Here is a 21359-nt window from a genome sequence, read left to right on the forward strand (position 1 = left end):
GGGAGCAGGAGGGGGGATTCTTCGCTCATGGAGGTCCTTGCGAGGTCAGGTCGAATGTCCACCTGGCATCTTAAGGATGAGCGATTGATAGCGTTTTGATGTTGGTCAACTTAGGTTGCCTGAATGAGCCATTCCTGCAGTGCAGGTGAGTTTTCTGGCGATCGCTTTCTTATTGCCTTTGGCAAACGCTATCGCGCTGTTCCATAGCTGTTGCTCTTCTGCCGTAAAAACCATTTGCCTCTCCTTTCAAGCGGGCCGCTTGGGGGAGGAGTCTCGGCTTGAGTAGTAACGGAATCCAGTGCCTTGTCATGACGGTATGTTGCAGTAGGGGGGGCGCTGGCCGGAGAGGTGGAACGGGTAGAAAACCACAGACAACAAAAAACCCGCACTAGGCGGGTTTCTTGTTGTCGCTTCGGGTAACTTTGCAACCACCAGAAGCTTGAAGGTGGTGCCCAGAGACGGAGTCGAACCGCCGACACGAGGATTTTCAATCCTCTGCTCTACCGACTGAGCTATCTGGGCGACGAGGTGAATTAAATAGACTTTCAGACCGCTCGTCAACGACTTTTTGAAAAAATTTTAAATTAATTCCGTCGCTTACGTTCCGTGGGGTCATTCCGAGGGTGGAACGTAGCCTTCCGCCTGGGCGTATTCTTCGCCAGCGAAAAACTTGTCCATCTCGCCCTGGAGGAATTTGCGGTCCTCGGCGTTCATCATGTTCAGGCGCTTTTCGTTGATCAGCATGGTCTGGTGCTTCTGCCAGTCGGCCCAGGCTTTCTGCGAGATGTGTTCGAAGATGTCCTGGCCCTTGGCGCCGGGGTAGGGCGGGCGCTCCAGGCCTGGCAGTTCTTCTTTGTACTTGCGGCACATCACGGTGCGGGTCATCGGGCGTCTCCTGCGATCAGTTCGTCGGCCGCGCGTTTGAGCAGCTTTTTCACCGGGGCGGCTAAGCCCAGGCGCGGCGGGGTGGCGAGGTTATACCAGAGCCAGTCGGCCTCGGCCACGTGCTGGCCGACCGGGTCGACGCGTACCAGCCAGGGTTCGATCGCCAGCTGGAAGTGGCTGAAGGTATGGGTCAGGCCTTCCATGACGCGGCTGTCAGCCAGGCGCAGGCCGTGCTGGTAGGCCAGGTCGTCGAGCTGGGCGATGTCGTCCAGCTCCGGCAGGCTCCACAAACCACCCCACAGGCCGCTGGACGGGCGGCGGTAAAGCAGGATGGCGCCTTCGTGGTTGGCCAGCAGCGGCATCAGGGTGCGCCGTTGCGGCAGTGCCTTGCGCGGCTTGGGCTCGGGGTAGCGGGTTTCTTCACCGTGCAGGTGCGCTTCGCAACCGCGCTGCAGCGGGCAGATCAGGCAACTGGGCTTGCTGCGGGTGCACAGCGTGGCGCCCATGTCCATCATCGCCTGGGTGTAGTGGTTGGCCCGCAGTTGCGGAGTAAAGCGTTCGGCCGTGGCCCAAAGCTGGTTGGCCACCTTGGGCTCGCCAGGGTAGCCGGCCTGGGCGGTGTAGCGGGCCAGCACGCGCTTGACGTTGCCGTCGAGGATCGGTGCGCGGATGCCCATGCTGATGCTGGCGATGGCGCCGGCAGTGGAGCGGCCGATGCCGGGCAGCTCGGTGAGCTGCTCGACACTGCGCGGGAATTCACCACCATGCTGTTCGACCACGATCTTCGCGGCCTTTTGCAGGTTGCGCGCCCGGGTGTAGTAGCCCAGGCCCGTCCACAGGTGCAGCACTTCGTCCTCCGGCGCCTCGGCCAGGGCCTGCACGGTCGGCAGGGCCTGCATGAAACGGTCGAAGTAGTTGAGCACGGTGCTGACCTGGGTCTGCTGCAACATGATTTCCGACACCCACACCCGGTACGGGGTGATGCCCTGTTGCCAGGGCAGGTCGTGCCGGCCGTGTTCGTCATACCAATCCAGCACGGCGCTGGAGAACTGCTCGGGGCTCATCGCTTGAACAGCCCCTTGAGCACGTCTTTCACTTCCGGGCTCACTTTGTCTCCGAGTTTTTCATCGATCTTGTCTTGCAGGCGATTGCCGGCCAGCTTGGCGGCTACTTTGCCCAGGCCGTTCTGGTCCAGGCGGCAAGCCTTGGCGCCCAGCTCCAGCGGGCCACGGCAGCGCAGCGGTATTTCGACACCCACATAGCGTTCGTTGACCTGGCAGGCCGGGTCCGGCATGGCGCGCTGGTCGCCTTCGACGACCACGCCAACGTTGTAGTCCATGCCCAGCACGCGCAGGTCGAGGTCACCATGGCCGTTGACGGTCAGGCCCGGAATGCGCGCCTTGAGGTCCGGGTTGTTGGCGACGCCATTGCGCACCACCAGGCTGCCACGCAGTTCCTGGAACGGTGTGTCCTTGCCGCGTGGCTCGCCGTTGAGCGATTTGCGGTTCAGCGTGGCGATGGCCTGGCACAGTTGCTGTTCCAGGTTGGCATTGACCAGCACGCCGTCGTTGATGACGAAGTTGGCGTTGCCGTTGAGGGTGTCGACCAGGGCCTTCTGGCTGTTGCCGGTGGCCGTCAGGTCGCTGGTCAGGGTCAGCAGGCCTTTGACCGGTGGTGTCTGTTCCTTGCCCTCGGTCTTTATGAAGTGTTCCACCGGCACCCGCTGGATGCTGGTGTTGACACCCAGTTGCGGCACGGCAGGGCGCACATCGACAGTGCCCTTGGCCTCGAAGGTGCCGTTGTACAGCTCACCGCGCAGGGTTTGCAGGGTCAGCAGGCCGCCCTGGCCGATGGCCTTGAGCTGGGCGTCTTCGATCGGCAGTTTGTCCAGGGTCAGCGAGCCGAAGGCCAGGTCGGCCTGCAGGTCGAGGGCGCGCAGGCGGTCGACCGGCAGCAGCTTGTCGTCGCTCCAGGCCACCTGGGTCGGGGCGTTGGGCAGCGGCGTGGTGCCGGCACCGGCGACTGCGCTGGCCTCTTGTTGCTTGACTTCGGCCTGGCGTGCGGCGGTGGCGCCCTTGGCCTCTTCGCTCTTGGCCGGCAGGTAGCGGTCGGCGTCGAAGGTGTCGCCTTTGAGCTGCAGGCGCAGGGCCTGTCTGGCGAAGTCTTCGACGGCCACGCGGCCACTGAAGGTGCTGTCGTCCAGCTTCACCGCCAGGTCTTCCAGGGCCAGGCTGTTCGGCGTGCCCTGCAGGCGGGTGACCAGCTCCAGCTTGGCGAAGGCCGCCGGGTCGTTGGTGGCCGGCAGCGGGCGGCCGATGCTGTCGAGGAAGGTGCGCAGGTCGAACTGGGCGATGGACAGGCCACCGCTCAGCTGTGGCGCCTTGTCCAGGTCACGCAGGTTCAGTTCGCCCAGGGCGCGCAGCTGGTTGGCCGAGACTTTCAGGCCGCTCCACGAGGCGACATTGGCGGCCAGGTCGACCAGCAACTGGCCCTGGGCGGCGAAGGTCACGGCCTTGCCGCCGGTGGGTTCACCCGATGTTTCGCCCGACAGGCGCATGTCTTCGAAGTTGTAGCGCTTGAGCTTGCGGTCGAAGCGCAGCTCGCCGGCCAGTTCGGTGCGGGCCTTGATGTTCGGCTGGCTGGCACTGAGGAAGGCGCTGGCCTTGAGCGGAATGTTCGCCCCTTCGTGGACCGGGCCGGTGCTCAGCTGGATGCTTTCGGCGCTGTAGCTCTGGCCGGTCTTGGCATCGGTGTACTGCACACGGGCGTTGTTCACGGTCAGGCTGTCGATGTCCAGCTTGACGGCGCGTTCGTTGCTGGCGGCCGGCGCCGACGCCTGTTCGGTCGGTGCCTGGGCTGGAGCACTGGCCTGCGCATCGGCGCTGGCGCCGTTCTGCGCGGACAGCGGCTTGCCAATGTCTTCCCAGTTGCCATGGCCGTGTTCATCACGGGCCAGGGTCAGGTTCAGGCCCTCGACGCGCACGTCGCTCATCTGCACTTCACGGCGCAGCAGTGGCAGCACCCGTACCGACAGGCCGAGCATCTGCAGGTCGGCGAATGGCTCCTTGGGTTTGTTCAAGGTGGCGATGCTCGCCTCGTGCAACTCCAGGCCCAGCCACGGGAACAGGCTCCAGCCAATGTCACCGTTGAGGGTCAGCTCGACGTGAGCCTTGTCACGTGCCAGCTGGCGAATCTCGTCTTTGTAGTCGTTGGGATCGAAGAGGTGGGTCAGGGCGAAGCCCAGCGCCACGATGATCAGCAGCAACCCGAGAAGCCCAAGTCCCAGGATTTTGCCGAACGCTTTCATGGGCGAGTCCTTGTAGTCCGTTATTGAAATTCAAGCGCCAGAGTATAGCGCCGCAGCCGTTGCCCCTGCGTATTCGTCTAGAGATACAGGGTGTTTCCTACGCGTACAGCAGATGGTACGGCTTTCGACAGTATTTTTGCTGTACGCGATCAACTGTGGACTTCAGAAAGAGGACCGTTTCAGCTGAGCAAAAATTAACGATATCAGATTGCTTTCATGCTACTTGGTGCTGCTACCCTTGCGCCGCTTTGCCTGCACCCTCCCTATAAGAAGGACCTAATCCTATGAGCAGTACCGTCGCGGCGGGGACCCTGGCCAGTGCGCCAGGCTTCCTGTCGAAGGAGCGCATCATCGCCCGCCCGGGCTTCAACCGCTGGCTGGTCCCGCCCGCCGCCCTGGCCATTCACCTGTGCATCGGCATGGCCTATGGCTTCTCGGTGTTCTGGCTACCACTGTCGCAAGCCCTCGGCATCACCGCCCCGGTCGCGTGCGCGGCGGACATGGGCTTCATGGCCCGTATGTTCAGCGCCGAATGCGATTGGCCGATCTCCATGCTGAGCTGGATCTACACCCTGTTCTTCGTCTTCCTCGGATGCTCGGCGGCCGTGCTGGGTGGTTGGCTGGAACACGCCGGCCCGCGCAAGGCCGGCCTGGTGTCGGCGCTGTGCTGGTGCGGCGGCATGCTGATTTCGGCCCTTGGCGTGAAAACCCACCAGCTGTGGCTGATGTGGCTGGGCTCCGGCGTAATCGGCGGTATCGGCCTGGGCCTGGGCTACATCTCGCCAGTGTCGACCCTGATCAAATGGTTCCCGGACAAGCGCGGCATGGCCACCGGTATGGCGATCATGGGCTTCGGCGGCGGGGCCATGGTCGGTGCGCCGCTGGCCACCGCGCTGATGGGCCACTTCGGCAATACGCAGGAAGTGGGTGTGTGGCAGAGCTTCGTCGCCATGGCGGCGATCTACTTCGTGTTCATGATCGCCGGTGCCCTGGCGTATCGCGTGCCGCCGACCGGCTGGAAGCCCGAAGGCTGGAGCGCCCCGGTGAAAAAGGCTGGCAACACCATGGTCACCGACCGCCACGTGCATGTCAGCGTGGCCTGGAAGACCCCGCAGTTCGCCTTGATCTGGCTGGTGCTGTGCCTGAACGTGTCGGCGGGTATCGGCATCCTCGGCATGGCTTCGCCGTTGCTGCAGGAAGTGTTCGCCGGCAAGTTGCTGGGCAACGAGCTGAGCTTCAGCGAGCTGAACAGCGCCCAGCTGGCGCAGATTGCCGCGATCGCCGCCGGCTTCACCGGCCTGCTGAGCCTGTTCAACATCGGCGGGCGGTTCTTCTGGGCGTCGTTCTCCGACTACATTGGCCGCAAGAACACCTATTTCGCCTTTTTCGCCCTGGGCGTGGGCTTGTACAGCCTGGTGCCGAACATGGGGCACCTGGGTAACGTGGCGCTGTTCGTGGCGGCGTTCTGCATCATCCTGTCGATGTACGGTGGTGGTTTCGCCACGGTACCGGCCTACCTGGCCGACCTGTTCGGCACGCAGATGGTCGGCGCCATTCATGGCCGCCTGCTGACTGCCTGGGCGGCGGCGGGGGTGCTGGGGCCGGTGCTGATCACCTACCTGCGCGAGTATCAGTTGGCGGCCGGGGTAGAGCGTGCGGCTGCTTATGACATGACCCTGTACATCCTCGCCGGCCTGCTGGTGCTGGGCTTTGTCTGCAACATGCTGGTGCGACCGGTGGCCGACAAGCATTTCATGAGCGATGCCGAACTGGCTGCCGAGCGGGCGTTGAGCCATGACAAAGGTGCCGACGGGGCGCGATCGCTGGAGTGGAAGGCGGCGCCGGGTAGCCTGCCGCTGGTGTTGCTGGCCTGGGCGGTGGTGGTCGTGCCGTTGGCCTGGGGGGTGTGGATTACCCTGCAGAAGACGGCTGTGCTGTTCCATTGATTGGGGGCGCTTTGCGCCCCTTTCGCGACACAAGGCCGCTTCCACAGGTGACCATGCCTCTGTGGGAGCGGCCTTGTGTCGCGATGGGCTGCAAAGCAGCCCCAGGTTACCCGGTTGTATAGACCTGTAGCGGTATCCTGCCCCCGTAATTGCTTGCTTTGCCATATGTCATCCGCGTTTCAAGCCGGCGCGTTCTAGGCCTATAATGAAGCCCTTTTCGCCTAATGATTTTGCGGAGCTGGTGATGGTCGAACGTAAGGCTTCCGTCGAGCGCAACACCCTGGAAACCCAGGTCAAGTGCTCGATCAACCTCGATGGCAGTGGCAAGGCCCGATTCGATATCGGTGTGCCTTTCCTTGAACACATGCTGGACCAGATCGCCCGCCATGGGCTGATCGATCTGGATATCGAGTGCAAGGGTGACACGCATATCGACGATCACCATACCGTCGAAGACGTCGGCATCACCCTGGGCATGGCATTCGCCCAGGCCATCGGTGACAAGAAGGGCATCTTCCGCTACGGCCACGCCTACGTGCCGCTGGACGAAGCGCTGTCGCGCGTGGTCATCGACTTCTCCGGTCGCCCGGGCCTGCAGATGCACGTGCCGTACACCCGCGCCAGCGTCGGTGGCTTCGATGTCGACCTGTTCCAGGAGTTCTTCCAGGGCTTCGTCAACCACGCCCTGGTGACCCTGCACATCGACAACCTGCGTGGTCACAACACCCATCACCAGATCGAGACCGTGTTCAAGGCTTTCGGCCGCGCCTTGCGCATGGCCATTACCCTCGACGAGCGCATGGCCGGGCAGATGCCTTCCACCAAAGGGTGCCTGTAAATGCAGACGGTAGCCGTAATCGACTATGGCATGGGCAACCTGCACTCGGTGGCCAAGGCGCTCGAGCATGTAGGTGCCGGTAAGGTGCTGGTCACCAGCGATGCTGCGGTTATCCGCGAAGCCGACCGTGTGGTGTTTCCGGGGGTGGGCGCGATTCGCGACTGCATGGCCGAAATCCGCCGCCTGGGCTTCGACAGCCTGGTGCGCGAAGTCAGCCAGGACCGCCCGTTCCTCGGCATCTGTGTGGGTATGCAGGCACTGCTTGACCACAGCGAAGAAAACGACGGTGTCGACTGCATCGGCCTGTTCCCCGGCCAGGTGCGTTTCTTCGGCAAAGACCTGCAGGAAGACGGCGAGCACCTGAAGGTGCCGCACATGGGCTGGAACGAAGTCGGCCAGACCAACGACCACCCACTGTGGCACGACATCCCCGACCGAGCGCGGTTCTACTTCGTGCACAGCTACTACATCAATGCCGGCAAGCCGGCCCAGGTGGTCGGCCGCGGCCATTACGGTGTCGATTTCGCTGCCGCGCTGGCCGATGGTTCGCGCTTTGCCGTGCAGTTCCACCCGGAGAAGAGCCATACCCATGGCCTGCAGCTGCTGCAGAACTTCGTCGCCTGGGATGGGCGCTGGTAAATGAGCAGGTCGAAGACCAAGGCCCCGGTCATCACCCTGGCCCCCGAGCAAGAGCGCGAAGCACTGCACACGCTCAAGCGCTTCCTCGAAGACCGTTTCGAGCTGGAGCTGGGGTCGTTCGAAGTGGCCGAGGTCCTCGAGCTGTTCAGCAAAGAAATTGCACCCCATTACTACAACAGGGCGATTGCCGATGTTCAGCTGCACCTCAAGGAGCGGTTCGAGAGCATCGAAAGTGATCTGTGGGCGCTCGAGAAGCCCTGAAACCCCAAGAACAGACAGGTTCCCAAGATGCTGATTATCCCCGCTATCGATCTGAAGGACGGTGCCTGCGTGCGCCTGCGCCAGGGCCGCATGGAAGACTCCACGGTATTTTCCGACGACCCGGTGAGCATGGCCGCCAAGTGGGTCGAGGGTGGCTGCCGCCGCCTGCACCTGGTCGACCTCAACGGCGCCTTCGAAGGCCAGCCGGTCAACGGTGAAGTGGTCACCGCCATTGCCAAGCGCTACCCGACCCTGCCGATCCAGATCGGCGGTGGCATCCGCTCGCTGGAAACCATCGAGCACTACGTCAAGGCTGGCGTCAGCTACGTGATCATTGGCACCAAGGCGGTCAAGCAGCCGGAGTTCGTTGCCGAAGCGTGCAAGGCCTTCCCGGGCAAGGTCATCGTTGGCCTGGACGCAAAAGACGGCTTCGTCGCCACTGATGGCTGGGCTGAAGTGAGCTCGGTGCAGGTCATCGACCTGGCCAAGCGTTTCGAGGCCGATGGCGTCTCGGCGATCGTCTACACCGACATCGCCAAGGACGGCATGATGCAGGGCTGCAACGTGCCGTTCACCAAGGCGCTGGCAGAAGCCACCTCGATCCCGGTGATCGCCTCGGGCGGCATCCATAACCTGGGCGACATCAAGGCCCTGCTGGACGCCAAGGCCCCGGGCATCATCGGCGCCATCACCGGCCGTGCCATCTACGAAGGCACCCTCGATGTCGCCGAGGCCCAGGCCTTCTGCGACAACTACCAAGGCTGAGGACTGAACCATGGCACTGGCCAAGCGCATCATCCCTTGCCTGGACGTGGACAACGGCCGGGTGGTCAAGGGCGTCAAGTTCGAGAATATCCGTGATGCCGGCGACCCGGTGGAAATCGCCCGTCGCTACGACGAGCAAGGTGCCGACGAAATCACCTTCCTCGACATCACCGCCAGCGTCGATGGCCGCGACACCACCCTGCATACCGTCGAGCGCATGGCCAGCCAGGTGTTCATCCCGCTGACCGTGGGCGGCGGCGTGCGCACCGTGCAGGACATCCGCAACCTGCTCAATGCCGGTGCCGACAAGGTTTCGATCAACACGGCTGCGGTGTTCAACCCGGAGTTTGTCGGCGAGGCAGCGGACCGTTTCGGTTCGCAGTGCATCGTTGTCGCCATCGACGCCAAGAAGGTGTCAGGGCCGGGTGAGCAGCCGCGCTGGGAGATTTTCACCCATGGTGGGCGCAAGCCGACCGGGCTGGATGCCGTTGAATGGGCGAAGAAGATGGAAGGCCTGGGGGCTGGCGAGATCCTGCTGACCAGCATGGACCAGGACGGCATGAAGAACGGCTTCGACCTGGGTGTTACCCGTGCGATCAGTGATGCGCTGGGTATTCCGGTGATTGCCTCGGGTGGGGTGGGTAACCTGCAGCACCTGGCTGACGGCATTCTGGAAGGGCACGCCAGTGCGGTGCTGGCGGCCAGTATCTTCCATTTTGGCGAGTACACCGTGCCGGAGGCCAAGGCCTACATGGCTTCGCGCGGGATCGTTGTTCGCTGATCCATTGATTGGGGCCGCAACGCGGCCCCAATTGCATCAACCGTGATTCTTGCCGAGCAAGGCGTGATACAGCTCGGTATCCCCAAGAATCCCCACCACCTTGTCGTTGTCCTGCAACACCAGCTTGTTGCCGGTCTGGTAACGAATCTGTAGCGCGTCGCGCATGCCGATATCGGCATTTACCAACGTTGGGCGGCGGCCCAGCAGTTCCACATCCTGCCCTGGTGCCCAGTTCTGCAGGTCAAGCCCGTTCTGCCCTTGGCGTGCGCGCTTGATCGAGCCACCTTCGCCAAGGTCCAGCCACGAGTCGATGCCGGGATCGATGCACACCGAGCCATTCACCCGCTTGCAGTTGTCCAGGCTGCGCATCAGGCTGCGCCCGCACAGCACGTTCAGCGGGTTGGTATGGGCGACGAAGGTGCGCACATACTCGTCGGCCGGGTTGAGCACGATCTCTTCCGGCTTGCTGTACTGGATGATCCGCCCGTCCTTCATGATCGCGATGCGGCTACCCAGCTTCAGGGCCTCGTCCAGGTCGTGGCTGACGAACACGATGGTCTTGCTCAGCTTGGCCTGCAGGCCAAGCAACTCGTCTTGCAGGCCTTGGCGGATCAGCGGGTCCAGTGCCGAGAACGGTTCGTCCATCAGCAGGATGTCGGCATCCATCGCCAGCGCCCGGGCCAGGCCCACGCGCTGCTGCATGCCGCCAGACAGTTCGTCCGGCTTCTTGTTGCGCCACTGGGTCAGGCCCACCAGTTCGAGTTTCTCGTCAACCAGCTTGCGCCGTTCCTTCTCGGGGCGGCCCTGCATTTCCAGGCCAAAGCTGATGTTCTCGCGCACCGTCAGCCAGGGCATCAGGGCGAACTTCTGGAACACCATGGCAATGCGCTTGGTGCGCATCATCTTCAGCTCGGCCGGGGTGCAGTGGGCAATGTCGATGTGCTTGCCTTCGTGCTCGACGAACAGCTTGCCGCGGCTGACGGTGTTGAGGCCGTTGATGCAGCGCAGCAAACTCGACTTGCCCGAACCGGACAGGCCCATAAGCACGCAGATCTCGCCCTTCTGGATATCCAGGTTGGCCTTCTCGACACCCACCACCAGGCCGGTCTGCTTGAGGATCTGCTCGCGGGTCTGGCCCTGGTCGAGCAGGGCCAGCGCTTCGCGCGGCTTGTTGGAGAAGATGACGTCGACGTCTTCGAAACGAATGATGCTCATGCTTCACCCCTTACCGGCAGGTCCGGTTGCTTGCAGATACGGTCGAGCATGATCGCCAGCAGCACGATCGCCAGGCCCGCTTCGAAGCCCAGGGAAATATCGGCGGTGTTCAGTGCGTTGACCACAGGTTTGCCCAAGCCGTCAGCACCGACCAGGGCGGCAATCACCACCATCGACAGCGACAGCATGATGCACTGGGTAACGCCGGCGGCGATGCTTGGCATCGCGTGCGGCAGTTCAATCCGGGTGAGCAGCTGGCGTCGCGAGCAGCCAAAGGCCTTGCCGGCGTCCATCAGCTCTTGCGGGACGTCGCAGATGCCCAGGTAGGTGAGGCGGATCGGCGCGGCGATGGCGAACACCACCGTCGAGATCAGCCCCGGCACCACACCCAGGCCGAACAGGGTCAGGGTGGGGATCAGGTAGACGAAGGTAGGTACCGTCTGCATCAGGTCGAGTACCGGGCGCATGGCGGTATAGAACATCGGTTTGTGCGCGGCGACGATGCCCAGCGGCACGCCGATGGCCACGCACACCACCGTGGCGAAGGTGACCTGCGCCAGGGTTTCCATGGTTTCCTGCCAGTAACCCAGGTTGAGGATCAGCAGAAACGACAGGGCAACGAATGCGGTCAGCGCCCACTTGCGCTGGATGAAGTGCGCCAAGGCGGCGAACAGAGCGATGAGCACGAACGGATTGAAGAAAGTCAGGGCACTGGTGACGCCATGGATCATGAACTCCAGGCCTTGCGCGATGGCGTCGAAGTAACTCGCGCCGTTCTGGGTCAGCCACTCGACGAACGACGCGATGTACTGGCCCAGAGGTATTTTCTGATCGATAAGCATGATAGCGAGCTTCCACCTGCATAGATTGAAATCACCCGGGGCAGGCACGGGCCTGCCCCGAGGTAGCGCTATTGCGTATTTCGTTATTGCGTCAGCTTGGCCTTGGCCGCCTCAAGGCCGGGTTTGCCATCCACGGTGGTAACGCCGGCCAGCCAGGCCTCCAGTTTGCCAGGGTTGTCCTTGAGCCACTTCTTGGCAGCCGCCTCGGGTTTCATCTTGTCGTCCAGGACATAGCCCATCATGGTGCTTTCATCCTTGAGCTCGAACGACAGATTCTTCAACAGCTGGCCAACGTTGCTGCATTCCTGCACATAACCCTTGCGGGTGTTGGTCAATACGGTCGCCTTGCCGAAGTCGGGGCCGAAGAACTCGTCCCCGCCAGTCAGGTACTGCATCTTGAAGCGGGTGTTCATCGGGTGCGGTTCCCAGCCGAGGAACACCAGCGCCTCGCCGCGTTTCTGCGCGCGGTCGACCTGCGACAGCATGCCGGCCTCGCTGGACTGGACGATCTTGAAGCCGGCGTCCTTCAGGCCGAAGGCGTTCTTGTCGATCATGCTCTGGATGGTGCGGTTGCCATCGTTGCCGGGTTCGATGCCGTAGATCTTGCTGTCGAGTTCTTTCTTGAACTTGGGAATGTCGCTGAAATCCTTCAGGCCCTTGTCATACAGCGCCTGGGGCACCGCCAGGGTGTATTTGGCGTTTTCCAGGTTGGCGCGCACGGTTTCTACAGTGCCGGCGTCGCGGTATTGCTTGATGTCGTTCTCCATGGTCGGCATCCAGTTGCCGAGAAACACGTCCAGGTCCTTGCCGGTGGCCAGCGACTTGTAGGTCACCGGTACCGAGATCATGGTGGTGTGGGTCTTGTAACCCAGTGCTTCGAGCACAACGCTGGTGGTCGCGGTGGTGACCGTGATGTCGGTCCAGCCGACATCCGAGAACCGTACCGTCTGGCATTGCTCGGGTTCGGCGGCCTGTGCCAGCAAAGGCGCGGACAGCAACGCAACCAGCAAAAGCGATGGTGAACCTTTCATGGATGGACTCCTGTGATTTTGTCTTCGGGTTCGCTTGGGTCGCCGGGCTTTCTCAGGGTCCGGTCGACCAGGCCTGCAGAGGGCAGGATGCGTGGCCGTGCTTTACGAGTCGCTTTCGATAATCCTCCAGCGCTGGGCAATCGCCTACTGGTGGGGTCGTAACCAGTACGGAACGGGTCGTATCCAGTATGGGCGATGTCGCTTATGGATTTTTCCACCCCTTCAGCCGCATTTTTACGTCACCAGGCCGCCGGAAAGCGGCGAGGCGAGGGCAGCTCCACACGTAAAAACAGCGCGGCGCTGCTGGACAAAAGTACGTCGGTTGCAGACGGCGAGGGGGGCGGTAAAAGCCCGATGATGCGTGCATTCAAGGCGGCCCGCTGTTTCAGCCTAGCAGCTGCCCCGCCCTGCGCATGGCGCGCAGAGACAAGCCCAGCAAGAGGTGATTCGATAATGGCCATCAGCGTGTTCGACCTGTTCAAGATCGGTGTCGGGCCCTCCAGCTCCCACACCGTCGGCCCCATGCGTGCTGGCGCCCTGTTCGTCCAGGGCCTGCGCGAACGCGGCGAGCTGGAACGTGTGCAGCGGATCGAAGTGCGCCTGTATGGCTCGCTGTCGGCCACCGGTATCGGTCACGGCACCGACAACGCCACCATCATGGGCCTGATGGGCGAATGGCCTGACGCCATTGACCCGACCCAGATCGTGCCGCGTATCGCCGACCTGCGTGAAACCAACACCCTGCAACTGGACAACCGCCTGCCCATCGAATTTGTCTGGGCCCGCGACATGCTGCTGCTGGACGAGAACCTGCCGTACCACCCCAACGCCATGACCCTGATTGCCGAAGGCGAGCAGGGCGAGCTGCACCGCGACACTTACTACTCGGTGGGTGGCGGTTTCGTGGTCGATGCCGCCCAGGCCGCCAGCGGCGTGCTGGATGCCGACCAGACGGTGCTGCCGTACGACTTCAACAGCGCTGCCGAACTGCTGCGCCTGTGCAAGCAAAACGACCTCAGCGTGTCGCAATTGATGATGGCCAACGAGAAGGTATGGCGCAGCGAGGAAGAGATCCGTGCCGGCCTGTACAAACTCTGGGAAGCCATGCAGGAGTGCGTCAACAATGGCTTGAAGTACGAAGGCACGTTGCCCGGCGGCCTGAACGTGCGCCGCCGTGCTGCCAAGCTGCACCGCAGCCTGCAGGAAATCGGCAAGCCCAACGTGATCGGCTCGACCATGAGCGCCATGGAATGGGTCAACCTGTTCGCCCTGGCGGTCAACGAAGAGAACGCCGCCGGCGGGCGCATGGTCACTGCGCCGACCAACGGCGCTGCCGGCATCATTCCGGCGGTGCTGCATTACTACATGCGCTTCAGTGATGCGGTGAACGAGTCCAGCGTGGTCGACTTCTTCCTCGCCGCTGCGGCAGTGGGCATCCTGTGCAAGAAGAACGCGTCGATTTCCGGTGCCGAGGTTGGCTGCCAGGGGGAAGTCGGCTCGGCCTGTGCCATGGCCGCTGCCGGGCTGGCCGAAGTGCTGGGGGCTACGCCGCCGCAGGTGGAGAACGCCGCTGAAATTGCCCTGGAACACAACCTGGGCCTGACCTGCGACCCGGTCGGCGGGTTGGTGCAGGTGCCGTGCATCGAGCGCAACGCGATTGCCGCGGTAAAGGCCATCAACGCAGTGCAGATGGCCCTGCGTGGTGACGGCGAGCATTTCATTTCCCTCGACCAGGTAATCCGCACCATGCGCGATACCGGGGCCGACATGCACGACAAGTACAAAGAGACCTCGCGCGGTGGCCTGGCGGTCAGCGCTATCGAATGCTGATAGGTTGATCTGGCCTCAAGGCCCCCTTCGCGGGCACGCCCGCTCCCACAGGAACTGTGCAATCCCTGTGGGAGCGGGCGTGCCCGCGAAGGGGGCCTTGAGATTGAAACAGGTGCAGCACAGCTACAAATGTCTCTTTATGGTGCAAACGACGCATACCGATCGTCGGGTGTCGTTATCAGTGTGGGCGTTGTCGGTGACACTCAAGAGTGTCGTTTCTGGGCATCCTACACTGCGCGTGTCACCAAATTGCTCAGCCGTTACACGCACAACGCCTAGCACGCCTGTTTTGCGAAGATTGGCCAACTCGGTCAAAGCACCTGATTTGCCTAACAAAGGCGTCGTTTTCAGTTTTTTTTGGATAGCCGTTCAATTTCAGGCACGGCGTTTGCGTTGAGATTGGCACCAAAGCCCCTGCACATGAAACCGGGGCCATACATAACAAGAAATCAGTGCCCGCCTGAGGCACACCCTGCATTTGTGTGAGGAGAAATCGCGATGACGTCGTACACCTCCGGGAACCCAACCCAGAACCGCACAGCCCCCCAGTCCATCGGGTTTCTCCTATTGGACAATTTCACCCTGATTTCCCTGGCGTCGGCCGTCGAGCCGCTGCGCATGGCCAACCAGCTGTCCGGCCGTGAGCTGTACCGCTGGCACACCCTCACCGCCGATGGTGGGCAGGTGTGGGCCAGCGATGGCTTGCAGATAACCCCTGACGCCGCCATGCACAGTGCGCCCCCCATCGATACCGTGATTGTCTGTGGCGGCGTGGGCATCCAGCGCAGCGTTACCCGCGAGCATGTCACCTGGTTGCAAACCCAGGCCCGTCAGTCGCGCCGTCTGGGCGCGGTATGCACCGGCAGCTGGGCCTTGGCCTGTGCCGGGCTGCTGGATGGTTTCGATTGCAGCGTGCACTGGGAATGCCTGGCGGCCATGCAGGAGGCCTACCCGCGGGTCAACATGAGTACCCGCCTGTTCACCCTCGACCGTAACCGCTTCACCAGCTCTGGCGGCACTGCGCCGCTGGACATGATGCTGCACCTGATCAGCCGCGACCACGGTCGTGAACTGTCGGCGGCGATCTCCGAAATGTTCGTCTACGAGCGCATCCGCAACGAGCAGGATCACCAGCGCGTGCCACTCAAGCACATGCTTGGCACCAACCAGCCGAAGCTGCAGGAAATCGTTGCGCTGATGGAGGCCAACCTCGAAGAGCCGATCGACCTGGACGAACTGGCGGTATACGTGTCGGTATCGCGCCGGCAGCTCGAGCGCCTGTTCCAGAAGTACCTGCACTGTTCGCCGTCGCGTTACTACCTGAAGCTGCGCCTGATCCGCGCCCGGCAGCTGCTGAAGCAGACGCCGATGTCGATCATCGAAGTGGCGTCGGTGTGCGGCTTCGTGTCGACCCCGCACTTCTCGAAGTGCTACCGCGAGTACTTCGGCATTCCGCCGCGTGACGAGCGCGTGGGTTCCAACACTGCGCAGCAGGTGGCGATGATGCCGATCCCCCAGGCCATGACCCTGTCGCCGCACAGCGGGCCGATGGCGGCCCTGAGCCAGGCGCGCAACGAGTCGACCTTTGCCAGTGTAAGGCTCTGAAACAGCACTGGCCTCTTCGCGGGTAAACCCGCTCCCACAGGTACTGCACTGAATTCAAAAGCAGTGCAGTACCTGTGGGAGCGGGTTTACCCGCGAAGAGGCCAGTACAGGAAAACGAATCAGGCGCGCTTGTTGAACTGCGCCAACGCCGGCAACAGCTGTTTGTCGATGGCCTGGCGCACCGCCGGCAGGATCGTCGCACTGCCGGTATACATCTGCTCCACCATCCCCTTCAGCGCCCGTGCATTGGGCTCGGTCAGCCCACGCACCACCGCTTCGCAGGCCTGCTCGGCAGTAGCCCCGGCCGGAATCTCGAACCCCCGCGCGCGCAGGTGGCCTGCCAGATCGTCCTGGTCAATCAAATCCGCATGCATCATGGCTGTTGTCCCTTTTATCGCTAAGAGAGTGCTGCTGTGATTTACGACCGATTCTGTGACGCTGGCGACATGCCCGCAACAACAGAATGGCGCCATGGCTGCTTTGGCTAAGAACAGGTCGTTTCCGGCTAAATCCACCGTTCGGGAAGTGCGCACACTCAAGCCATCTACCGCAACGAAGGGTTTGGTCACCCACGTTAGTGCATGGATGTTGCTCGCTCTTGGCCCCGGATGCTCACGGCTTTCCGGGGTTATTTTTTTCAAGCCGGAATATATGACCTGTGGGAGCGGGCACGCCCGCTCCCACAGGTTATGTGCTTTTTCTCACTTTGCTGCAGGCAGGCCTATTACCCGGCCCACGAACTCGGCCGGCGGCAGATCCTGTTGTTGCTCCACCAAGCCTTGCAGCAACCCGACACTCTGCTCACTGAACGGCGCCGACTTCGGTCCCGCCAGGTCCACATGCAGCAGCATCTGCTCACTGGCCGCCAGCGCCTCGTCGAACCCCGCCCGGTGCAGGCTGTGGTAGACATGCAGGCGCTTGCGGTCGAAGCCGATGATCTGCGTCTGCACCCACACCTCGGTGCCCAGCTTCACTTCGTGCAGGTAGTTGATGTGTGCCTCCAGGGTGAACAGTGAATTACCGCTCTGCCCACGGCTGTCGGCATCCAGGCCGATGCGCTCCATCAGCGCATCGGTGGCATAGCTGAAGATCAGCAAGTAGAAGGCATCGCGCAGGTGCCCGTTGTAGTCGACCCAGTCCTCCTGGACCGGGGTGCGGTAGGTAATCAATGCGGGCATCGCGGTCTCCTCAGTCGCCGAAAGCCATACCGTGGCTGGCCTTGCTGGTCTTCACCGCTTCCAGCACTGCCAGCAGGGTGTCATCACGATAGCGCTCCAGTGCGGCGATGCTGCGTTCGCCCAGTTGCTCCGCGGTGCCTTCGACCACATCGTCGATCAGCTTGTCGGTGAGCTCCGGGGCTGGCAGGTAGGTCCACGGCAGCTTCAGCGCCGGGCCGAACTGGGCCATGAAGTGGCGCATGCCAGCATCGCCACCGGCCAGGGTGTAGGTGAGGAAGGTGCCCATGAACGACCAGCGCAGGCCGGCGCCGAAGCGGATGGCATCGTCGATCTCGCCGGTGCTGGCCACGCCGTCGTTGACCAGGTGCAGGGCCTCGCGCCACAGGGCTTCGAGCAGGCGGTCGGCGATGAACCCGGGCACTTCCTTGCGCACGTGCAGCGGGCGCATGCCCAGGGCGGTGTAGATGGTCCTGGCAGCTTCGATGGCCTCGGGGGCGGTGCGGTTGCCGCCGACGATTTCCACCAGCGGCAGCAGGTACACCGGGTTGAACGGGTGGCCGACCACGCAGCGCTCGGGGTGGGTGGCCGACTCGTAGAATTCGCTGGGCAGCAGGCCCGAAGTGCTGGAGCCGATGATCGCGTCGGGTTTGGCGGCAGCGCTGATCTTTGCGTGCAGGTCGAGTTTCAGGTCCAGGCGCTCAGGTGCGCTTTCCTGGATGAAGTCGGCGTCGCGGACGCATTCCTCGATGGTGGCGACGAACTTCAGGCGGTCTTGTGATGCGCCCGGCGCCAGGCCTTGCTTCTCCAGCGCGGGCCAGGCGTTGGCGATGCGCTTGCGCAAGGCCTGCTCGGCGCCGGGTGCCGGGTCCCAGGCGACCACGTCCAGGCCGTGGGCCAGGGCGCGGGCGACCCAGCCGCTGCCGATCACGCCACTACCCAGGGCGGCGAAGGTCTTGATCTCGGTGATGAAGGTCATGTTGGTCTCCTGAAGGGATCAGCGGCGTTTGAGGTTCATCTTTTCCCGGCCCTCGGCCGGGGTCAGTACACGGGCGCCAAGACGCGAGATGATTTCCACTGCGCGCTCGACCAGTTGGCCGTTGCTGGCCAGTACGCCACGGTCCAGGTACAGGTTGTCCTCCAGGCCTACCCGCACGTTGCCGCCAAGCAACACGGCCTGTGCTGCCATCGGCATCTGCATGCGGCCGATGCCGAACCCGGCCCAGGTGACGTTGGCCGGCAGGTTGTCGACCATCGCCTTCATGGTGGTGGTATCGGCCGGCGCGCCCCACGGGATGCCCAGGCACAGTTGGAACAGCGGATCATCCAGCAGGCCTTCCTTGATCATTTGCTTGGCGAACCACAGGTGGCCGGTGTCGAAGATTTCCAGTTCGGCTTTCACCCCCAGTTCAGTGATGCGCTTGGCGCCGGCGCGCAGTTGCGCCGGGGTGGAGACGTAGATCGAGTTGCCGTCGCCGAAGTTGAGGGTGCCGCAGTCGAGGGTGCAGATTTCCGGCAGCAGTGCTTCGACATGGGCCAGGCGCTCCAGTGGGCCGATCAGGTCGGTGCCCGGGCCGAACTCCAGCGGTGTTTCACCCGGGCCGATTTCCAGGTCGCCACCCATGCCGGCGGTAAGGTTGACGATGATGTCCACGTCGGCTTCGCGGATGCGTTCCATGACCTCGCGATACAGCGCCACGTCGCGGCTGAAGCGGCCGGTTTGCGGGTCGCGGACGTGGCAGTGGACCACGGTGGCGCCGGCCTTGGCGGCCTCTACGGCGGACTCGGCGATCTGCTTGGGGGTGACTGGAACAAGGTGGCTTTTCGAAGCGGTGTCGCCGGCGCCGGTCAGGGCGCAGGTGATGATGACGTCGTGGTTCATGGCGGGGTTCCTTGTGGTGTCTGGTGGCCTTTTCGCGGGTAAACCTGCTCCCACAGGGGACGATGTTGCCCCTGGCATGTGCATGACTTGTGGGAGCGGTTTTACCCGCGAATGGGTCGGATCAGTTGGCGCTGAGGTTGAGGTTGTCGGCAGCCGGCTTGCCATCGAAGGTGGTCACACCCTCCAGCCAGCGGGCCTTGTCCTCGGGGTGGTCCTTGAGCCACTGGCGGGCTGACTCCAGCGCATCCTTGTGGTCGAGCAGCGGCTGCATCATGCGGCTCTCGTCCTCGGCGCTGAAGTTCAGGTTGGCCAGCAGGCGGTGGGCGTTGGGGCAGCGTTCGGCGTAGTCCGGCGCGGTCACTGTCCACACTGTCGCGCGGCCTTCGTCAGGGCCCAGGGCATCCTGGCTGTCGCCCAGGTAGACCATGTCGATGTTCACGTTCATCGGGTGCGGCGCCCAGCCGAAGAACACCACGGCCTCGTTGCGCCGCACCGCGCGGTCGACGGCGGCGAGCATGCCGGCCTCGCTGGACTCGACCAGCTGGAACTTGCCCAGGCCGAACTGGTTCTTGGCAATCATCGCCTTGATCTGGGTGTTGGCGCCCGAACCTGGTTCGATGCCGTAGATCTTCCCGCCCAGTTCCTTTTCGAACTTGTGGATGTCGGCGAAGGTCTTCAGGCCCTTGTCGGCCAGGTACTTGGGCACCGCCAGGGTGGCGCGGGCGTCTTCCAGGCTGGGCTTGTCGAGCACCTTGACCTGCTTGGCGTCGACGAACGGGGTAATGGTCTGGGTCATGATCGGGTTCCAGTAACCCAGGAACATGTCCAGGCGTTTGTCGCGAATACCTGCGAAGATGATTTGCTGCGAAGCGCTGGTCTGCTTGGTCTGGTAGCCCAGCCCGTCGAGCAGCACCTGGGCCATGGCGCTGGTGGCGATGACGTCGGTCCAGTTGACCACGCCCAGACGGACGTTCTTGCAGGCCGCAGGCTCGGCGGCGAATAGTGGGGAAGCGGCGATGCTACTCAGAGCAAGGGTCAACAGGCTGCGGCGGATCAAGCTGTGCATGGTGGCTCTCCATCGGCAGTGCATATTGTTATTGGGGTTCGACCTCTCTGGGTCGTATGAAGAAGCTACGCTGCTGTCAGGGTGGAAAATCGCACCCTGGCGACCAACATTTGCACGGAGGCGACCACCTTTGCCGTGGAGCATGCAATGCCGCAAATCATTCACTTTCTGTTGTTGCCCGGGTTCTCGGCCATGGGTTTCATCAGTGCCCTGGAGCCACTGCGGGTGGCCAACCGCTTCAAGGGCCCGTTGTATCGCTGGCAGGTATTGAGCCTGGATGGCGGGGCGGTGCAGGCCAGCAATGGCATGTCGGTGAACGCCGACGCCGCACTGGCAGCGGGCGAACCTGGCGGCACCCTGCTGATCGTCGCCGGCTTCGAGCCACTGGCCTGTTACGGGCCGACGCTGCAGCAGGCGCTACGCCGCCTGGACCATGAGGGGGTGATTCTGGGTGGCATTGATACTGGCGCGGTGGTGCTGGCCGAGGCTGGCCTGCTCGACGGCCACCGCGCCACCGTGCACTGGGAGGCGCTGGAGGCGTTCAAGGAGAATTACCCGAGACTGCAGGCGACCCAGGAGCTGTTCGAGATCGACCGGCGGCGCATCACCTGTGCCGGTGGCACCGCTTCGATCGACCTGATGCTCGACCTGATTGCCCAGGCCCACGGTAGTGAACTGGCGGTGCAGGTGTCGGAGCAGTTCGTGCTCGGACGTATCCGCCAGCGACAGGACCACCAGCGCATGCAGATCGCCAGCCGCTATGGCATCAGCAACAAGAAGCTGGTGAAGGTGATTGGCGAGATGGAGCGCAACACCGAGCAGCCGCTCAATACCCAGGTGCTGGCCGAAGCGGTGCAGGTGACCCGGCGCCAGCTGGAGCGGCTGTTTCGCGTGCACCTGGATGACACCCCCAGTGGGTTCTACTTGCGACTGCGCCTGGACAAGGCACGGCAGTTGTTGCGCCAGACCGACATGAGTGTGCTGGAGGTGGGGGTGGCGTGCGGGTTCGAGTCGGCTTCGTACTTTACCCGCTGCTATCGGGCGCGTTACCAGCGTTGCCCGCGGGAGGACCGCTTGGCCCGGGTGGTTTGATTTCCCCCTGCACCGGCCTCTTCGCGGGCACGCCCGCTCCCACAGATTGCGCAGTACCTGTGGGAGCGGGCGTGCCCGCGAAGAGGCCGGTACAGGCTTACTGCTGGCCGATGGACTGCAGGTACTCCGAGCGGTCATCACTGCGCTGCGCCACGCAGGTATCCAACGCCGCCTCGAACGCCTTGCTCCCGGGCTTCTC

At 63.0% G+C, this 21359-nt stretch carries 21 protein-coding genes and 1 tRNA gene; 9 read left to right on the plus strand and 13 right to left on the minus strand.

Annotated elements, in window-relative coordinates; all coding sequences use genetic code 11:
- Window positions 1-105 precede the first annotated feature (105 nt).
- From J5M71_RS29595 to J5M71_RS24850, 5 genes are all read right to left on the minus strand, one after another.
- On the minus strand, window positions 106-234 hold the full coding sequence (locus J5M71_RS29595; protein ID WP_267933683.1) for a hypothetical protein: 129 nt from the start codon (window positions 232-234) through the stop codon (window positions 106-108).
- Window positions 235-446: 212 nt separating this feature from the next.
- Window positions 447-522 (minus strand) — tRNA-Phe (locus J5M71_RS24835).
- A gap of 90 nt (window positions 523-612) precedes the next feature.
- Window positions 613-885 carry an oxidative damage protection protein gene (locus J5M71_RS24840; RefSeq protein ID WP_003257478.1) on the minus strand — a complete coding sequence of 91 codons (273 nt, stop codon included), beginning with the start codon at window positions 883-885 and terminating at the stop codon, window positions 613-615.
- Window positions 882-1949: an A/G-specific adenine glycosylase gene (gene mutY / locus J5M71_RS24845; RefSeq protein ID WP_207838022.1), complete on the minus strand. Its 1068-nt coding sequence runs from the start codon at window positions 1947-1949 to the stop codon at window positions 882-884. Before mutY ends, J5M71_RS24840 begins: the two co-directional genes overlap by 4 nt.
- Window positions 1946-4192: an AsmA family protein gene (locus J5M71_RS24850; protein WP_207838024.1), complete on the minus strand. Its 2247-nt coding sequence runs from the start codon at window positions 4190-4192 to the stop codon at window positions 1946-1948. The genes mutY and J5M71_RS24850 overlap by 4 nt, the downstream gene beginning before the upstream one ends.
- Window positions 4193-4476: 284 nt before the next feature.
- Here J5M71_RS24850 and J5M71_RS24855 point away from each other — a divergent pair, with 284 nt between their 5' ends.
- The 6 genes from J5M71_RS24855 to hisF all read left to right on the plus strand — a co-directional run bounded on the left by J5M71_RS24855 (window position 4477) and on the right by hisF (window position 9422).
- The gene (locus tag J5M71_RS24855; protein ID WP_207838027.1) at window positions 4477-6138 is read left to right on the plus strand and encodes an OFA family MFS transporter; all 1662 of its coding nucleotides are present in this window, start codon (window positions 4477-4479) and stop codon (window positions 6136-6138) included.
- A 244-nt stretch (window positions 6139-6382) separates the two neighbouring features.
- Window positions 6383-6976, plus strand: coding sequence for an imidazoleglycerol-phosphate dehydratase HisB (gene hisB / locus J5M71_RS24860; RefSeq protein WP_003255736.1), 594 nt, complete (start codon window positions 6383-6385; stop codon window positions 6974-6976).
- Window positions 6977-7615: an imidazole glycerol phosphate synthase subunit HisH gene (gene hisH / locus J5M71_RS24865; RefSeq protein ID WP_063914495.1), complete on the plus strand. Its 639-nt coding sequence runs from the start codon at window positions 6977-6979 to the stop codon at window positions 7613-7615.
- Window positions 7616-7876 (plus strand): DUF2164 domain-containing protein, encoded by a 261-nt coding sequence (locus J5M71_RS24870; protein ID WP_046614499.1) that lies wholly within the window; start codon window positions 7616-7618, stop codon window positions 7874-7876.
- A 27-nt stretch (window positions 7877-7903) separates the two neighbouring features.
- Window positions 7904-8641: a 1-(5-phosphoribosyl)-5-[(5-phosphoribosylamino)methylideneamino]imidazole-4-carboxamide isomerase gene (gene hisA, locus J5M71_RS24875; protein ID WP_003257484.1), complete on the plus strand. Its 738-nt coding sequence runs from the start codon at window positions 7904-7906 to the stop codon at window positions 8639-8641.
- A gap of 10 nt (window positions 8642-8651) precedes the next feature.
- A complete protein-coding gene (hisF, locus tag J5M71_RS24880; RefSeq protein ID WP_025337372.1) occupies window positions 8652-9422 on the plus strand; it encodes an imidazole glycerol phosphate synthase subunit HisF in 771 nt (256 codons plus the stop codon).
- Between the two features lie 36 nt (window positions 9423-9458).
- Here the strand turns inward: hisF and choV are convergent, their stop codons facing one another.
- The 3 genes from choV to J5M71_RS24895 form a co-directional block, all read right to left on the minus strand.
- On the minus strand, window positions 9459-10637 hold the full coding sequence (gene choV / locus J5M71_RS24885; protein WP_063914497.1) for a choline ABC transporter ATP-binding protein: 1179 nt from the start codon (window positions 10635-10637) through the stop codon (window positions 9459-9461).
- Complete coding sequence (gene choW / locus J5M71_RS24890) at window positions 10634-11482, minus strand: choline ABC transporter permease subunit (protein ID WP_172827548.1); 849 nt, start codon at window positions 11480-11482, stop codon at window positions 10634-10636. The genes choV and choW overlap by 4 nt, the downstream gene beginning before the upstream one ends.
- Window positions 11483-11562: 80 nt before the next feature.
- The gene (locus J5M71_RS24895; protein ID WP_063914499.1) at window positions 11563-12510 is read right to left on the minus strand and encodes a choline ABC transporter substrate-binding protein; all 948 of its coding nucleotides are present in this window, start codon (window positions 12508-12510) and stop codon (window positions 11563-11565) included.
- Window positions 12511-12963: 453 nt separating this feature from the next.
- On the opposite strand from J5M71_RS24895, the gene J5M71_RS24900 reads away from it, so the two are divergent.
- Both J5M71_RS24900 and J5M71_RS24905 read left to right on the plus strand, forming a co-directional pair.
- Window positions 12964-14340, plus strand: coding sequence for an L-serine ammonia-lyase (locus J5M71_RS24900; protein ID WP_207838029.1), 1377 nt, complete (start codon window positions 12964-12966; stop codon window positions 14338-14340).
- A 498-nt stretch (window positions 14341-14838) separates the two neighbouring features.
- Window positions 14839-15945 (plus strand): GlxA family transcriptional regulator, encoded by a 1107-nt coding sequence (locus J5M71_RS24905; protein WP_025337376.1) that lies wholly within the window; start codon window positions 14839-14841, stop codon window positions 15943-15945.
- 119 nt (window positions 15946-16064) lie between these two features.
- Here J5M71_RS24905 and J5M71_RS24910 read toward each other — a convergent pair whose 3' ends face one another.
- From J5M71_RS24910 to choX, 5 genes are all read right to left on the minus strand, one after another.
- Window positions 16065-16322, minus strand: a complete 258-nt coding sequence (locus J5M71_RS24910; protein WP_046614493.1) for a hypothetical protein — start codon at window positions 16320-16322, stop codon at window positions 16065-16067.
- A gap of 324 nt (window positions 16323-16646) precedes the next feature.
- A complete protein-coding gene (locus J5M71_RS24915; protein ID WP_207838031.1) occupies window positions 16647-17123 on the minus strand; it encodes a thioesterase family protein in 477 nt (158 codons plus the stop codon).
- 10 nt (window positions 17124-17133) lie between these two features.
- A complete protein-coding gene (locus J5M71_RS24920; RefSeq protein WP_063914502.1) occupies window positions 17134-18099 on the minus strand; it encodes an L-carnitine dehydrogenase in 966 nt (321 codons plus the stop codon).
- 18 nt (window positions 18100-18117) lie between these two features.
- On the minus strand, window positions 18118-19002 hold the full coding sequence (locus J5M71_RS24925; RefSeq protein WP_063914503.1) for a 3-keto-5-aminohexanoate cleavage protein: 885 nt from the start codon (window positions 19000-19002) through the stop codon (window positions 18118-18120).
- A 121-nt stretch (window positions 19003-19123) separates the two neighbouring features.
- Window positions 19124-20068 carry a choline ABC transporter substrate-binding protein gene (choX, locus tag J5M71_RS24930; protein WP_063914504.1) on the minus strand — a complete coding sequence of 315 codons (945 nt, stop codon included), beginning with the start codon at window positions 20066-20068 and terminating at the stop codon, window positions 19124-19126.
- A 147-nt stretch (window positions 20069-20215) separates the two neighbouring features.
- Here choX and J5M71_RS24935 point away from each other — a divergent pair, with 147 nt between their 5' ends.
- Complete coding sequence (locus J5M71_RS24935) at window positions 20216-21160, plus strand: GlxA family transcriptional regulator (protein WP_207838033.1); 945 nt, start codon at window positions 20216-20218, stop codon at window positions 21158-21160.
- The last annotated feature ends 199 nt before the right edge of the window (window positions 21161-21359 follow it).

This window comes from Pseudomonas sp. 43(2021) (genome assembly GCF_017490805.1).
Classification (GTDB): Bacteria; Pseudomonadota; Gammaproteobacteria; order Pseudomonadales; family Pseudomonadaceae; genus Aquipseudomonas.